Genomic DNA, 14803 nt, shown 5'->3' on the forward strand with positions numbered 1-14803 from the left:
CAAGTATATGGGGATATGTAAGGGAAAGTTCAACATATTTATAAAAAAAGGAGCCTTTGGCTCCTTTTTCGTGTTCAACTGCTTAACTTTTAAACTATTACAGCTTTATTCTGATGCAGCTTTGTCTTGGTTACCGCTTTGGTAAATCAAAATTGGGTCTGATTCACCTTTAATAACGGTTTCATCAATAACCACTTTGCTAACATCATCCATCGAAGGTAATTCATACATAGTATCAAGTAATACGCCTTCAACGATTGAACGTAAGCCACGAGCACCTGTTTTACGCTCCATTGCTTTATGAGCAATTGCGCTAAGTGCATCTTCGCGGAACTCAAGCTCAACATCTTCCATCGCAAATAATGCAGAGAACTGTTTAGTTAATGCATTTTTTGGTTCGCTCAGAATTTGAATAAGCGCCGCTTCATCTAGCTCTGTGAGTGTCGCAACAACCGGAAGACGACCAATAAACTCAGGAATTAAACCGTATTTCACTAAATCTTCTGGTTCAACATCTTTGAATGTTTCACTTAAGCTACGGCTACCTGATGATTGCTTAACTTCAGCACCAAAACCAATACCGGTATTTTTATGGCTGCGTTGTTCAATCACTTTATCTAGGCCAGCAAACGCACCGCCACAGATAAATAGGATCTTAGAAGTATCAACTTGTAAGAACTCTTGCTGTGGATGTTTACGGCCGCCTTGTGGTGGCACAGATGCAACCGTACCTTCAATTAGCTTAAGTAAGGCTTGTTGTACACCTTCGCCCGATACGTCACGGGTGATCGATGGATTGTCAGACTTACGAGAAATCTTATCGATTTCATCAATGTAAACAATACCACGTTGTGCTTTCTCTACATCGTAATCACATTTTTGCAGTAGCTTTTGAATGATGTTTTCAACGTCTTCACCTACATAACCTGCTTCAGTTAGTGTCGTTGCATCGGCCATCGTGAATGGTACATCAAGTAAACGAGCCATGGTTTCAGCAAGTAATGTTTTACCACTACCTGTAGGACCGATTAATAGAATATTACTCTTACCAAGCTCAATATCTGCATTGATTGTTTGATTGCGTAAACGTTTATAGTGATTGTATACCGCAACCGACAGCACTTTTTTAGCGTGGTCTTGGCCAATCACGTAATCATCTAAGTGATCACGAATTTCTTTCGGCACAGGCAGTTTATCAGACGCATTATGCTTCGGCGCAATGTCTTTGATTTCTTCCCTGATAATATCGTTACACAGCTCTACACATTCATCACAAATATATACTGAAGGGCCAGCAATTAGTTTGCGAACTTCGTGCTGGCTTTTGCCGCAGAAAGAGCAGTATAACAATTTATTACTTTTGTCGCCGTCTGTAGGAGTGTCAGACATTCAGCTACCTCATTTATTACGTTGGCAGTAGCACTGGGCTACTGCTAATTCACTATGTTTAACTATATCAAAGAATATCAGTTTTCGCATAGTAAAGGGTGATAGCTAACAATACGTTATTATTAGCTATTCAGATTACTTCGAATCGCGGCTTGAAAATACTGAGTCAACTAGGCCGTATTCAACTGCTTCGCTAGCAGTCATAAAGTTATCACGGTCTGTATCACGAGAAACCACATCGAGTGGCTGGCCAGTATGTTCAGCCATTAAACGGTTTAACTTATCTTTAATTGATAAAATTTCACGGGCATGGATCTCAAAGTCAGATGCCTGACCTTGGAAGCCACCTAATGGTTGGTGGATCATTACACGTGAGTTAGGTAAACAAAAACGCTTACCTTTAGCGCCACCTGATAGCAAGAATGCACCCATGCTTGCCGCTTGGCCAACACAAATAGTGCTTACATCAGGCTTGATAAAATTCATTGTATCGTAAATTGCCATACCCGCAGTCACAGAACCGCCTGGCGAATTAATGTAAAGATAAATATCTTTTTCTGGGTTTTCTGATTCTAAAAACAGCATTTGCGCAAGAATCAAATTAGCCATGTTATCTTCTACTTGGCCAGTTAAGAAAATAATGCGCTCTTTTAAAAGACGTGAGTAAATATCATATGAGCGCTCACCTTTAGCTGTTTGTTCAACAACCATAGGGACTAGTGCGTTTAGAGGGTCTATCATACCGCTATTCATTCTTATTTAATTCCTTATCCGCTGCGACTCATCCTTACTATAAGGAAAGCACATTTATACTAATGTAAGTTAAGCTGTCTATTCAATCTTTATAACTATATAGGAACTTATCAGAACAAATTCAATCCTCGCCGAAAAAAGTTCTGAAATAACATCAGTATTGTTGGTTTTTTTGAAACTGATACCACAAACTAAAATGGCCCGAGTACGCTGTATAAATACAGGGTAACACGAGCCATTTAATCGCTAGCGAGAGCTTAAGTCAATGACTTATTAAGCACCTTGCTGTGGATTCATGATGTCGTCGAATGCTTTTTCAACGTCAGTCACGTTTGCTTTAGCTAGGATAGCTTCAACTGCTTGCTCTTCCATCGCTACGTTGCGCATTTGCTGCATAAGCTGATCGTTTGCTTTGTAGTACTCTACTACTTCAGTTGGATCTTCGTATGCAGAAGCTACAGTTGCGATTAACTCTTCAACTTTAGCGTCGTCAACTTTAAGCTCGTTCGCTTTAATTACTTCACCTAGTAATAGGCCAGTCTTAACGCGAGTTACAGCTTGCTCGTGGAATAATTCAGCTGGAAGCTCAGGCATGTTTTTAGCGTCGCCACCGAAACGTTGTGCAGCTTGCTGACGTAGTGCATCAATTTCTTGATCTACTAGCGCTTTTGGCACTTCGATTTCGTTGTTAGCTAAAAGACCTTTGATAGCTTGATCTTTAACGTTAGCTTTAACTGCTTGGTCAAGCTCACGTGTCATGTTCTTTTTAACTTCTTCTTTAAGAGCGTCAACACCGCCTTCAGCTACACCGAATTTAGTTGCGAACTCGTCGTTAAGCTCAGGAAGCTCTTGAGTTTCAACTTTCTTAACAGTGATTGCGAAAGTAGCAGCTTTACCTTTAAGGTTTTCAGCGTGGTACTCTTCAGGGAAAGTTACTTCAGCAACAACTTCTTCGCCCGCTTTTTTGCCAACGATGTTGTCTTCGAAACCTGGGATCATACGACCTTGACCAAGTTCTAGTGGGAAGTCTTCAGCTTTACCGCCTTCAAACTCTTCGCCTTCGATAGAACCAACGAAGTCGATAGTTACACGGTCGTTCTCGCCTGCAGCTGCGTCAACTTCAGCCCAAGAAGCGTGTTGCTTACGTAGAGTTTCTAGCATGTTAGCTAGGTCTTCGTCAGTTACAGATACAGCTGGTTTTTCAACAGCAATTTTATCTAAACCTTGAATTTCAACTTCTGGGTAAACTTCGAAAGTTGCATCGAACTCTAAATCTTTACCAGCTTCTAACGCTTTAGGAGCGAAAGTAGGAGAACCAGCTGGGTTAATTTTTTCAGAAACGATTGCTTCGATGTAGTTGCGTTGCATTAATTCGCCAGCAACTTCTTGACGTACTGCAGCACCGTAACGCTTGTTGATGATAGACGCTGGTACTTTACCAGGACGGAAACCATCGATACGCTGGGTTTTAGACAGTTGTTGTAAGCGTTTTTTTACTTCAGTCTCAACGTTCTCTGCAGGAACGGTGATGGTCAGACGGCGCTCAAGGCCTTGAGTCGTCTCAACAGAAACTTGCATGATTTACCTCAATCTTCAATTTTGGCGACTGTTCGCCTTCCTTACAAACAAGGTGATCTCCATGAGTGATAGCAAGTTTTAACGCTGAATATTTCAACTTAAAACGGCGCATTGTAACCATGAGATACCATTGCTGCTTTGCCCCTATGGGCACTATGTTAAACAATAGACGCGGCATTATAACCTAATATTTATGATAGTCGAGTCTGGGGGGCAATTATTTGGCGTATATAGCAGCAATCAGCGTTTAAATGCGTAAAAAACGAACGCAACAAAATAACAAAGTAGAATTAAGCTGAATTAAAGGATGTATTTAGAAATTGAGAAGTGGTCGGCGATGCAGAATTTGAACCTGCTACTGAATTGGATATACCCAAACCAATTGTTCTTTGACCATAAATCTTTAAAAGTGGTCGGCGATGCAGGATTTGAACCTGCGACCCCTTGGACCCAAACCAAGTGCGCTACCAAACTGCGCTAATCGCCGATACTGAGAGAAGTTTTGAAAATAAAGACCACTTATTAAAAGTGGTCGGCGATGCAGGATTTGAACCTGCGACCCCTTGGACCCAAACCAAGTGCGCTACCAAACTGCGCTAATCGCCGATATCTTAGAGTAAATTGGGGTGACTGATGGGGCTCGAACCCACGACAACCGGAATCACAATCCGGGGCTCTACCAACTGAGCTACAATCACCACGGCATTTACATATTTTCAAATGGCGCACCCGGAAGGATTCGAACCTTCGACCAACGCCTTAGAAGGGCGTTGCTCTATCCAGCTGAGCTACGGGCGCATCGAAAACTTCATAAGTTTGCCTGTAAGCGCCGCTTCTTAAAGAAGAAGTGGTCGGCGATGCAGGATTTGAACCTGCGACCCCTTGGACCCAAACCAAGTGCGCTACCAAACTGCGCTAATCGCCGATGCTTACCGTTGTTTGCGAGTGACCTCGTTAACAACGGGGTGCATAATAGTGATTTGACCGAGTCAGGTCAAACATTTTTTTAAGAAAATAATTCAATCGGTCACTTTTAGTTCATAATGGTTAAATATTGCAAATATAAGCTAAAATTTGAACTCTTTTTTATAAAGTAGCGCTTTATATAAGATTGCATCTTGGCGCTATGATGCTTTTCTGCGAAAATACGCAACATAAATAAATATGATCAAACAAACATGATTTGTGTATCCACGCCCCCTTTATTGGATAATCATATTTAGATGTATCAGTATCAAGTTAACTAACCCCAATTAAAGGTCACCCATGACGGCAAACATCATCGATGGTAAGGCAATAGCTAAACAAGTACGCAGCAATGTAGCAGAGCGAGTTGCAGAGCGTGTAGCGAATGGATTACGCGCTCCAGGACTAGCAGTAGTGTTAGTTGGTCAAGATCCAGCTAGCCAAGTGTATGTTGGTTCTAAACGTAAAGCATGTGAAGAAGTCGGCTTTGTATCTAAGTCTTACGATTTACCTGGCGACACAACTGAGCAAGATTTACTTGCATTAATAGATCAACTAAACGAAGACAAAGAAGTAGACGGTATTCTAGTACAGTTACCTTTACCTCAGGGTCTTGATGCTGAAAAAATTCTTGAACGCATCACACCACATAAAGATGTTGATGGTTTCCACCCTTATAATATTGGTCGTTTAGCTCAGCGTATGCCGGCACTTCGTCCTTGTACACCGAAGGGTATTATCACCCTACTCGACTCTACCGGTGTCCGCTACAAAGGTATGCACGCAGTTGTTGTTGGTGCGTCAAACATTGTTGGTCGTCCTATGTCACTTGAGCTTTTACTTGCAGGCTGTACAACAACGGTGTGTCATAAGTTTACTCAAGATTTAGAAACGCATGTTCGCCGCGCTGATTTATTAGTTGTTGCGGTTGGTAAACCTGAGTTCATTCCGGGTGATTGGGTTAAAGAAGGTGCTATCGTAATTGATGTAGGCATTAACCGCCTTGAATCTGGCAAGCTTGTTGGTGATGTTGAATACGATATCGCTGAACAAAAAGCACATTTCATTACACCAGTACCAGGTGGTGTTGGCCCAATGACTGTGGCAAGCTTAATCGAAAACACCCTTGAAGCGTGTGAAAAGTACCACAGCTAAGAAGAGCTAAATTATTGCAAAAGGCTGCCAATTGGCAGCCTTTTTTGCTTTTAATTGTTTTGTAGTTTGAACTGCCTAAGCTTTAGCATCTGGGGGAGCACTGAAAACACAATCATCAAAAACATTAATAGGTATTGCCAGTCTTGATATTGTTCGTTTATGAGTAAAACAGCGCATACTATTCCCGCGATTGGGTTAGCAATAGTGCCGAATGAAAACTCAGCCACAGTCATGCGTCCTAATAACCAAACATACAGAATATAGGCGATAGCGGTATTGGGCACGATTAACCAAAATAGCGCAGAATATTGCAGCGCTGAGATGGGCTCAAATATCACTTGGTATTGTTCTGGGTGAAGTAAACTGCCATCAATAAACGCAGCCAATAATAAAATAGTGCCACCAATGATTAACTGCCATGTAAGCACAACCCACCAATGTATATGCACCGACAAACTTTGTACTAAGGTGCTACCAATCACAATAGTCAGTAAGGCCCCAAATAAAGCGGCCACTCCCAATACATTTAATGCCACGTGTGCTGGGTCGAACAACAGCCAAGCCAGTACAACCAGTCCCATAGCACAGAATGCTTGAATTTTTGCAGGGCGCTGTCCTTTAGTAAGCCAAGCATATATCAAAGCCACAACTGGCACAGACACCATCCCTACCCCAGCTATAGCTGCAGGAAGGTTTACTGCCATGATAAAAATAAAGGCAAAAAACAGTGCGATATTCACAGCACCTAGCGTTAACAAACTTGGCCACTGCGAACGGGTTGGCAAACTAGGTTTAAGCAATAAAAGTAATAGCCCTGCAGGTAATGCACGTAATGCGCCTAATAAAAGTGGCGGCCAATCAGGTGTGGCATATTTGGTCACTGCATAGGTGGTGCCCCATAAAAAGGCGGGGATCATGGCAAGTAAAATATTCAATGTCTGTCCTTGTTAATACGAAGAGGTGGCAAGGTAAAAGCTCAAGTACAGTTGAGGTCAATAGCTATATTGATTAAAAACAAAAAAGGTTGCCTCGTTGGCAACCTTTTTTAATTAATCATATTTCGATGAATAGTTAGGCTTTACGCCATGTTGTTTTTCCAGCTGAATCTTCAAGTACCACACCAAGCGCATTCAATGCATCGCGCGCTTCATCAGCTGCCGCCCAATCTTTGCTTGCGCGCGCTTCGTTACGCTTTGCTATTAACGCTTCGATATGTGCTACTTCGTCGTCAGCTTGGCCACCTTGTAAAAAGGCTTCTGGGTCTTGTTGTGCTACCCCTAATACCTCAGCAACACTGCGTAGTACATAAGCTAGCTTACCTGCTTGCTCTGCATCGCTATCTTTAACACGGTTTAGCTCTTTTGCTAATTCAAATAATACTGGTAGTGCTTCAGGTGTGTTAAAGTCATCATCCATCGCTTTTCTGAATTTAGCCACATATTCATTGCTAGCTAAATCGCACTCGATTGGCGTTACGCCACGCAATGCAGTGTATATACGTTCAAGTGACGAACGTGCTTGCTCAAGGTTTTCTTGCGAATAGTTAAGCTGGCTACGGTAATGACCTGAAATTAAGAAATAACGAACTGATTCAGCATCGTATTCTTTTAATACGTCACGTACGGTAAAGAAGTTGTTTAAAGACTTAGACATCTTCTCTTTATTAACCTGAACCATACCTGTGTGGATCCATGTATTAACGTACTTGCCGTTATTTGCACAGCATGACTGAGCAATTTCGTTTTCATGGTGCGGGAACTGTAAATCTGAACCACCACCGTGAATATCAAAGTGCTCACCTAAGTGCTTAGAACTCATTGCTGAACATTCAATATGCCAACCAGGACGACCCTCACCCCATGGTGAAGACCATGACGGCTCTTCTGGCTTGGCTTTTTTCCAAAGCACGAAATCAAGTGGATCTTGCTTATCTTGTGCAACTTCAACACGAGAACCAGCTTGTAGCATGGTTAGGTCTTGTTGTGATAAAGCACCGTACTGCTCAAAGGTTGATACATCAAACAATACATCACCGTCTGCAGCAACATACGCATGGCCTTTGGCAATTAAACGCTCAACCATAGCGATTATTTCATCCATGTGGTTTGTTACTGTTGGCTCAACATCCGGACGCAGCATATTTAAGCTGTCGAAATCTTCATGCATGGCTTTGGTCATACGAGTCGTTAAGTCATTAATTGACTCACCATTTTCGTTAGCACGTTTAATGATTTTGTCGTCAACATCAGTGATATTTCGAACGTATTTTAAATCGTAACCGATGTGGCGTAGGTAACGCACAATCACGTCAAAACCAACGAAAGTACGAGCATGACCGATGTGACAGTAATCATAAATGGTGATACCACACACGTACATGTCGATTTTGCCATCAACAAGGGGTTTAAACTGCTCTTTTTGTCGCGTAAGTGTGTTGTAAATTTGTACCATTTATAAAATGTCCTTAACGGTGTTTCGAGATTCTCTATGGTAACACTTGCAAAGCCGCTGCTCTAGCGCTTTATCAATTGAATAAGCACTTTGTTAATCGTTTTAAACAAGCTCTTTGTTAATCAAAGACAACTACTATAAAATAGCCCCATTATTAAACCTGATATAGGAAACCTCATGGTTGTACTACACACAAACTTTGGTGACATCACTATCAAGATGCACGAAAGCGATGCACCAAACACAGTTAAAAACTTCTTAGAGTATGCGAATACTGGCTTTTACAACGGTACTATCTTTCACCGTGTAATTGATGGCTTCATGGTACAAGGCGGTGGTTTTGAGCCGGGTATGGTTCAAAAAGAAGTAAACAACCCAATCGAAAACGAAGCAAACAACGGCCTTGCAAATAAAGTGGGCACATTAGCAATGGCACGTACGCCGGATCCACATTCAGCAACTGCGCAGTTCTTCATTAACGTTAACGACAATGACTTCTTAAACTTCAGCAGTGAAACATCACAAGGCTGGGGCTACTGCGTGTTCGCAGAAGTTGTTGAAGGTATGGACGTGGTAAACAAAATCAAAGGTGTTGCTACTGGCAGCGCTGGCTTCCACCAAGACGTACCTCTTGAAGATGTAATCATCGAAAAAGTAACGGTTAGCTAATTTAATCGTTTAGTCTTTTTAAGCGGGCCTTTGCCCGCTTTTTTGCGAGTAACCATGAAACAAAGTTATTTTATTGCCGACCTCCATTTAACAGAAAACCGCCCAGACATCACTGCGGCATTTTTTGATTTTCTTGATAGCAAGATTATTAATGATGACGTTGATGCACTGTATATTTTGGGTGACTTTTTTGAAGTATGGGTAGGTGATGACTATCAAACTGACCTTTCAAAGAGTGTTGCCGCACGTTTAAGCCAAGTCAGTGAAAGTGGTACTGAGGTGTTTTTTATTCATGGTAATCGCGATTTCATTATGCGAGAAGACTATGCAAAAAGCGCAAGTATGACTTTACTACCTGAACAAGTTGTTATTGATTTATACGGTACTCCAACAGTTATCTTGCACGGTGATGAAATGTGCACTCAAGATATTGAATATCAAAAGTTTCGTAAAAAAAGCCGTGGTTGGTGGTGGCCAAAACTAATGCTTGCTATGCCGCTTTGGTATCGTAAGAAGATTGCCCGCAACGCCCGCGAAAAATCAAAACAAAGCCAAGCTGGCAAAGCCTTAGAGATTTTAGATGTGACCGAAGATGCGGTTTTAGCCATGTTTGAAAAGCATCAGGTTGCTAATATGATCCACGGTCATACTCACCGCCCTAATGTGCATCACTATAAGCAAAATGGAAAAACACTAACCCGCACTGTACTGGGTGACTGGTATGAGCAAGGTTCATACTTAAGAGCTACTCCAGAGCAGCAAAAACTAGTCCATACGCCCTTTAAATAGCCGATATTTTAACTATGCTTTAACCAGTATTGTCAAAAAATGCATTATCTATGATGAGTCGGTTAAGCCTTTTATGTTGTTGTTTACTATTTAGCTTTTCAATCAATTGCCAAACTTGGCAATTGGTCACAGAGCCGTTTCCTCCTTATTTTATTGATAAGCCAAACAAGCCGGGCTGGCTGCACGAAGTCATCATCGCAGCACTGGAAACACAAAAACATCAAGCCACCATTGAATACACCCACTGGGGACGTGCTCTAAAGCTTGCCAAACGCCATAAACGTGTTGCAGTGCTAGGTGCTTTTTATACCAAGCAAAGAGCAAAAAATTTTCTATATTCAGCCTCATTAGCAACCGCGCATACCGTGTTATTCAAGCGTGTTGATAGCAAGATAACTTATACTGGCTCTTTGTATTCATTAAAGCCATATACAATCAGTAAAGGTGAAGACTATGTGGTAAGTGAGCAATTTGAGCACCACCCAAACCTTAGCGTAATAACCACAGGTAGCTTGATTGAGAGCTTGTTGCTATTAAAGCATGGTCGTGTTGATTTAGTTGCAGGCACAAAAGAGGTTGCCTTGTATTGGCTCGATAATAGCGAGCGCTTACAGCAAGCAAAGCAAACAGAATTAGAAATAGTTACCCCCTATCTTGCTACTCAACACTTACATGTGATTACTGATAAAAATCACCCTCAGGCTGAGTATTTCCAACAAAATTTATCTTTAGGTCTTAAAGCAATTACGGCGTCAGGCAAGCTTTTAGAGATACTGAAGCATTATGAACTGAATGAAAAAGAAATTAGTCACATTACGCAACTATATGAAAAAACCTATGCTAACTAATTTTGTTCTTTTTCAAGCGTGGCAAGGTTATCTTAAACTGCGTTGCGATTCCTTCAGGTAGGTCTTTGCTTGCAACTAGCTGGATTTTTCCGTTAAGAACACTCGTAACCCATTCATGCACAAGGTACAAACCTAACCCTGTATGACCATGGTTTCTAGATGTAGTCACGAAGGGGTCAAATAAGTTACTGCGCAAAGAGTCATCAATACCACAACCATTATCAGAAACGCTAATACAAAGGTCACCTTGTATATTTAAATCTACATGCAATTGAATTTGTTTGTTATCAAGCTCGTCAAAAGCGTGAGAAATTGCATTAACGATTAAACTCTCGATAACCTGAGAGATAACCCCAGGGCGACTAATAATGTCTTTTTTGACATCGATTTTAGTTTCTATAGATACTTTTGAAGCTTTAATGCGGGATTTTAAACCAAGTAGTAGATCATCGATGACTTTTTCGACATTAAAGCTAATATACTGATCGTTTGACCGATCATGGGCCATTTCTTTAAAGCTTTTCACATGATCAATGGCCTTTTCTAAGTTTACTTGAGATAGCCTTAAATTATCGGCAACTTTTTCTACGCTTGATTCTAAAAACTGCTTAGTAAAGCCTTCATCTATTTTACGTTTGAGTTGTTGATTAATTAATTGCGCATTCGATAGTGAAATAGCAGCACCGCCCAGTGGTGTATTCATTTCGTGGGCCACACCTGACACCATTAAACCCAGTGATGACATTCTTTTTGCTTCAAAAAGCTCACCCTGTAATTGATGCTGCTGTTTTATGTAACGTTGTAACTTAGTATTGGCTGCTAACAGCTCTTGCTGTTCGTGCTCCAAGTGTACTCTGGCTTTAATAATCTTACGTTGATCTCGATAACTGCGCTGCAAATATAAACCAGAAATTGATATCAGGCTGGCAGCGCAAGCTAAAGCGATAATAAAAGATCGTAAGGTAATCTCGTTTCGCACCGAATCATCTGCCTTTACCAGTACAATAATATCGTTTGTACCATTTGCGCTATTATTACCTAAGGTCATTTTTAAAAAGCTAGTTGCATGACTATGCGATGCAATAAGATCCTGATATTTCGGCAGTTGGGCGATTACTTGCCATAATGAGCTATCTTCATTGCCGAGTGTCAGCATCGGCTGCTCCAGCATAAACCCCCACTCTTTATCTTTGCGTGGATGTAACAACCAATAACCTTCGCCATTAATTAATTGTATTTGTGCTTGTAAGGTGCTGAGTGACTTTATTTGCTGTAAAGTTTTCGACAGGTCAAAATTGACAACCACTAGGCCATCTAGAATAAAGTTATCACTTGTGGTTCGGTAAGATGCTCTTAATGTTGGTTCATACGGTGTAACAACTGCGCCACGCTCTACATTTAAATCTATTGGCGTGATATAAACTTCACCCTTCCTGTGCTCCATACCCTCGGTAAAATAATAACGGCTACTTTTATTTTGTAACTGTTTTGTTGGTACTCGCTCCGCTTGCCCTGCTTTGAAGTTAACCCGATACCTTTCTTGGCCTTCATTATCTAGCCAACGAATTTGGGAAATATTTTCTGCAGCTAAACCAAAGTTCACAAAATGGGTTTGTATTTGATGCTCAAGTAATGCGCTTTCACCACTTTGCTTTAATATGTCATCGGCCACCAGCAACTTAACTACTTTACGTACATCACCAAGCTCCCTGCTTAGGGTATTGTGAGCGGCAAGTAAGGTATTATCTTGCAAAAGCGTGACACTACTTTTTTGTATTTGGTATTGAATCACATAAACCATCAAGCTAATTAATAAGCTAACAGCAACCATGACCATAAATTTAAAAAGTAGACTTTTTTTCAGTGGCTTATATTGGCTTGTTACTGCTACCATAATAGTTAATTAGACCTGCCCTTTAGCCACTGCAATGCATCATCATAAAACATGGGTTTTGCGTAATAGTAGCCCTGGCCTATATTACACCCCGCCTCAATAAGCCAGTTGTGTTCGGCTTCTGTTTCAATACCCTCTGCTGTTACTGCAAAGCCAAATTTTTCTGCCAGCAACATTATCATTTCGATAATGTGTTGGTTAGATTTTGACTCTTGAATATCGGTTACAAAGCAGCGATCTATTTTTATTATCTGCGCAGGAATTTCACTAATATGGGCAAGTGACGAATAGCCAGTACCAAAGTCATCAATACTAATTTTTATACCCAAGCCCGCAAAACGACATAAACATGTATTGATCTTTTCATAGTTAAAAATTGCTTGGGTCTCTGTTACTTCAAGCTCAAGTAACGAAGGTGAAATGCCATATTCCTCAATACGTGCCGCAATCTCAACAAAGTAATCATCGGCTAACAAATCAAACGTAGAGGCATTAAACGCGATTGGCAAACTAACGCCCTGCTCTGCAAATTGCTTAATCGTCTGCATTATTTTATCGAAAATAAGTTTATCTAACTCACTAATAAGTCCTGCAGTTTCGGCAAGTTCAATAAACTCATCGGGTCTGACAAATGTTCCATCACCTCTTTGCCATCGCGCCAGAGCTTCAAAACCAATGACTTCATTAGTGGTTAAATTAACCTTGGGTTGTAGGGCTACTTGGAGCTCTTTGTGGCGTATTGCGGTGCGCAGCTCTTGCATCAATTCATAGCGCCGTGTAATCGCTTTGGTATTATCTAACGTATAATAGAGAAGCTCAGCTCTTTGTGTGTTTTCATCATTAAGAGTAGACTCTGCTAAATTGAATATTTGCTCTGCGTTATGATCTTCAAAGGCGATTAATTGCATAACTAAAATACGCACATCTAAATACTGTTTTACCCCATCAATTTCAAAAGATTGACGTTTTAAAGAGTCAACAACGCTTTCATCTTCAAATGCATGGCTTGACACTAAAACACCTAAACAATCACTTTTAAAAACAGCGATACGAGGGTGATACGGCGCTAAGGCTTGCAAAATATTCTCGCGCATTTTTAGATGTGTTTTTTTACAAAATTCATGACCAAACCGAAAAGACTTTTCGTCAAACTGAAGTATCTCAAACACCACTAACTGAGTTTCAGCTTGTTCGTATTTGTTCATGTTATCGATTTCGCGCTGGAGCCAGTTCCTGTTGGGCATGTTTAGCGTTATATCGGTGTAAGCAAGCTCAGTAAGGCGGTTCATCAGTGCAATATTCGAAAAGCCTGTACTGACATTTTCACTAAATACCTTTAGTAAAAATACATTATGCTCGTCGATGGGAACATCTGATTTAACAATCGTGATGTAATAGCTAACATCAACATCAGCGGTATCAAAATAAAAAACACTGTAATGCTCAGAAAACACATGCTCTTTTTTATCTCTTGCTAAAATATACGATTGCTGTGCTTCTTCACTGAGCACATCAGTGCTGAGCTCTTTACCATCAAGCCCTCTGTAACAACCGACACTAGTAAGAACTTTTGGGTGTTTATCAACGTGCTTTTCATTGCCAACGCATAATACGCCGCCTCCCTTAGATAGATGCAAAATTTTACCTATTTCATCTAGCACCGCATGAGAAAATGCACGTATGTCGTGTTTACTATTAATGCTTCTTGCCGCATCAAGTACTAACTGCAGTCCTTGTTTGGCATTTGAGATTTGCGAAATATATTGATACGTACGAAGATGGCTACTAACGATAGATTTAAGTTTATCTACCGTCATGTCAGACTTATTCCAATATTCGTCAATATCAAGCGATTGCATTACTTGTGGTTCGGGGGCAAAGCTTGGCTGCCCTGTTAATAGCACTATGCGTATATCGTTGTTGCCTAATACGTGGCGAATAGTATTCACAAGTCGTAGGCCTGAATCATCTTCTTCCATTACCACATCAAGAAATACAATAGCGATGTCTTTGTGACGCGATAACACAGACGATGCCTCTGACACTGAATTTGCCGTTAATACCTCAAGAGACTCATTGTTATCTAGAGATATGGCATTAAAACTGTTTAGTAATGCTTGTTGATAATTTAAGTCGTCTTCAACCGTTAAAACTTTCCATGTTTTTTGAGTATGCGATTGTTCAGAAGCATCTTCTTTAAACTCGAAAGGCACATTAGAATCACGCATGACTTCTCCTTTTAACAACTTATGATTCTATCTTACGAATGTTAATAGCAACCTAGGTCAAAGGTAGTGCAAGATTTTAAAAG

Annotated in this window: 11 protein-coding genes and 5 tRNA genes; 4 read left to right on the forward strand and 12 right to left on the reverse strand. The window is 40.8% G+C overall.

Going from position 1 to position 14803, the window contains the following annotated elements:
* Positions 1–105: 105 nt before the first annotated feature.
* The 8 genes from clpX to L1D51_RS15770 form a co-directional block, all read right to left on the reverse strand.
* Positions 106–1389 carry an ATP-dependent protease ATP-binding subunit ClpX gene (clpX, locus tag L1D51_RS15735; protein ID WP_054562074.1) on the reverse strand — a complete coding sequence of 428 codons (1284 nt, stop codon included), beginning with the start codon at positions 1387–1389 and terminating at the stop codon, positions 106–108.
* 135 nt (positions 1390–1524) lie between these two features.
* Positions 1525–2142, reverse strand: coding sequence for an ATP-dependent Clp endopeptidase proteolytic subunit ClpP (clpP, locus tag L1D51_RS15740; RefSeq protein WP_054562075.1), 618 nt, complete (start codon positions 2140–2142; stop codon positions 1525–1527).
* A gap of 273 nt (positions 2143–2415) precedes the next feature.
* Positions 2416–3720, reverse strand: a complete 1305-nt coding sequence (gene tig / locus L1D51_RS15745) for a trigger factor (RefSeq protein WP_054553149.1) — start codon at positions 3718–3720, stop codon at positions 2416–2418.
* Between the two features lie 410 nt (positions 3721–4130).
* A tRNA-Pro gene (locus L1D51_RS15750) sits at positions 4131–4207 on the reverse strand.
* Positions 4208–4249: 42 nt separating this feature from the next.
* A tRNA-Pro gene (locus tag L1D51_RS15755) sits at positions 4250–4326 on the reverse strand.
* 16 nt (positions 4327–4342) lie between these two features.
* Positions 4343–4418: transfer RNA gene (locus tag L1D51_RS15760), tRNA-His, on the reverse strand.
* Positions 4419–4441: 23 nt separating this feature from the next.
* A tRNA-Arg gene (locus tag L1D51_RS15765) sits at positions 4442–4518 on the reverse strand.
* Positions 4519–4568: 50 nt separating this feature from the next.
* Positions 4569–4645: transfer RNA gene (locus L1D51_RS15770), tRNA-Pro, on the reverse strand.
* Positions 4646–4986: 341 nt separating this feature from the next.
* Here L1D51_RS15770 and folD point away from each other — a divergent pair.
* Positions 4987–5841: a bifunctional methylenetetrahydrofolate dehydrogenase/methenyltetrahydrofolate cyclohydrolase FolD gene (folD, locus tag L1D51_RS15775; RefSeq protein ID WP_054553151.1), complete on the forward strand. Its 855-nt coding sequence runs from the start codon at positions 4987–4989 to the stop codon at positions 5839–5841.
* 50 nt (positions 5842–5891) lie between these two features.
* On the opposite strand, the gene L1D51_RS15780 is transcribed toward folD, so the two are convergent.
* Both L1D51_RS15780 and cysS read right to left on the reverse strand, forming a co-directional pair.
* Positions 5892–6776, reverse strand: a complete 885-nt coding sequence (locus L1D51_RS15780; RefSeq protein WP_239964119.1) for a DMT family transporter — start codon at positions 6774–6776, stop codon at positions 5892–5894.
* Positions 6777–6912: 136 nt separating this feature from the next.
* Positions 6913–8292, reverse strand: coding sequence for a cysteine--tRNA ligase (cysS, locus tag L1D51_RS15785; RefSeq protein ID WP_239964121.1), 1380 nt, complete (start codon positions 8290–8292; stop codon positions 6913–6915).
* A 177-nt stretch (positions 8293–8469) separates the two neighbouring features.
* Between cysS and L1D51_RS15790 the strand changes: the two genes are divergently transcribed.
* The 3 genes from L1D51_RS15790 to L1D51_RS15800 are packed head-to-tail and all read left to right on the forward strand — an operon-like array spanning position 8470 to position 10598.
* A complete protein-coding gene (locus L1D51_RS15790) occupies positions 8470–8961 on the forward strand; it encodes a peptidylprolyl isomerase (RefSeq protein ID WP_239964122.1) in 492 nt (163 codons plus the stop codon).
* A 54-nt stretch (positions 8962–9015) separates the two neighbouring features.
* The gene (locus tag L1D51_RS15795; protein WP_054562081.1) at positions 9016–9750 is read left to right on the forward strand and encodes a UDP-2,3-diacylglucosamine diphosphatase; all 735 of its coding nucleotides are present in this window, start codon (positions 9016–9018) and stop codon (positions 9748–9750) included.
* A gap of 50 nt (positions 9751–9800) precedes the next feature.
* Entirely contained in the window at positions 9801–10598 is a 798-nt protein-coding gene (locus tag L1D51_RS15800) for a type 2 periplasmic-binding domain-containing protein (protein WP_239964125.1), read from the forward strand.
* On the opposite strand, the gene L1D51_RS15805 is transcribed toward L1D51_RS15800, so the two are convergent.
* Positions 10591–12492, reverse strand: coding sequence for a sensor histidine kinase (locus L1D51_RS15805; RefSeq protein ID WP_239964126.1), 1902 nt, complete (start codon positions 12490–12492; stop codon positions 10591–10593). The two genes, L1D51_RS15800 and L1D51_RS15805, sit on opposite strands and share 8 nt — an antisense overlap.
* 5 nt (positions 12493–12497) lie before the next feature.
* The gene (locus L1D51_RS15810; RefSeq protein ID WP_239964127.1) at positions 12498–14720 is read right to left on the reverse strand and encodes a GGDEF/EAL domain-containing response regulator; all 2223 of its coding nucleotides are present in this window, start codon (positions 14718–14720) and stop codon (positions 12498–12500) included.
* Positions 14721–14803 lie beyond the last annotated feature (83 nt).

The organism is Pseudoalteromonas shioyasakiensis (genome assembly GCF_022398475.1).
Classification (GTDB): Bacteria; Pseudomonadota; Gammaproteobacteria; order Enterobacterales; family Alteromonadaceae; genus Pseudoalteromonas.

What these genes read in the sequence shown, in the direction of transcription:
- clpX (WP_054562074.1), bottom strand. Translation starts at nt 1,389, where the DNA reads ATGTCTGACACTCCTACAGACGGCGACAAAAGTAATAAATTGTTATAC.
- clpP (WP_054562075.1), bottom strand. Translation starts at nt 2,142, where the DNA reads ATGAATAGCGGTATGATAGACCCTCTAAACGCACTAGTCCCTATGGTT.
- tig (WP_054553149.1), bottom strand. Translation starts at nt 3,720, where the DNA reads ATGCAAGTTTCTGTTGAGACGACTCAAGGCCTTGAGCGCCGTCTGACC.
- folD (WP_054553151.1), top strand. Translation starts at nt 4,987, where the DNA reads ATGACGGCAAACATCATCGATGGTAAGGCAATAGCTAAACAAGTACGC.
- cysS (WP_239964121.1), bottom strand. Translation starts at nt 8,292, where the DNA reads ATGGTACAAATTTACAACACACTTACGCGACAAAAAGAGCAGTTTAAA.
- L1D51_RS15790 (WP_239964122.1), top strand. Translation starts at nt 8,470, where the DNA reads ATGGTTGTACTACACACAAACTTTGGTGACATCACTATCAAGATGCAC.
- L1D51_RS15795 (WP_054562081.1), top strand. Translation starts at nt 9,016, where the DNA reads ATGAAACAAAGTTATTTTATTGCCGACCTCCATTTAACAGAAAACCGC.
- L1D51_RS15800 (WP_239964125.1), top strand. Translation starts at nt 9,801, where the DNA reads ATGATGAGTCGGTTAAGCCTTTTATGTTGTTGTTTACTATTTAGCTTT.
- L1D51_RS15805 (WP_239964126.1), bottom strand. Translation starts at nt 12,492, where the DNA reads ATGGTAGCAGTAACAAGCCAATATAAGCCACTGAAAAAAAGTCTACTT.
- L1D51_RS15810 (WP_239964127.1), bottom strand. Translation starts at nt 14,720, where the DNA reads ATGCGTGATTCTAATGTGCCTTTCGAGTTTAAAGAAGATGCTTCTGAA.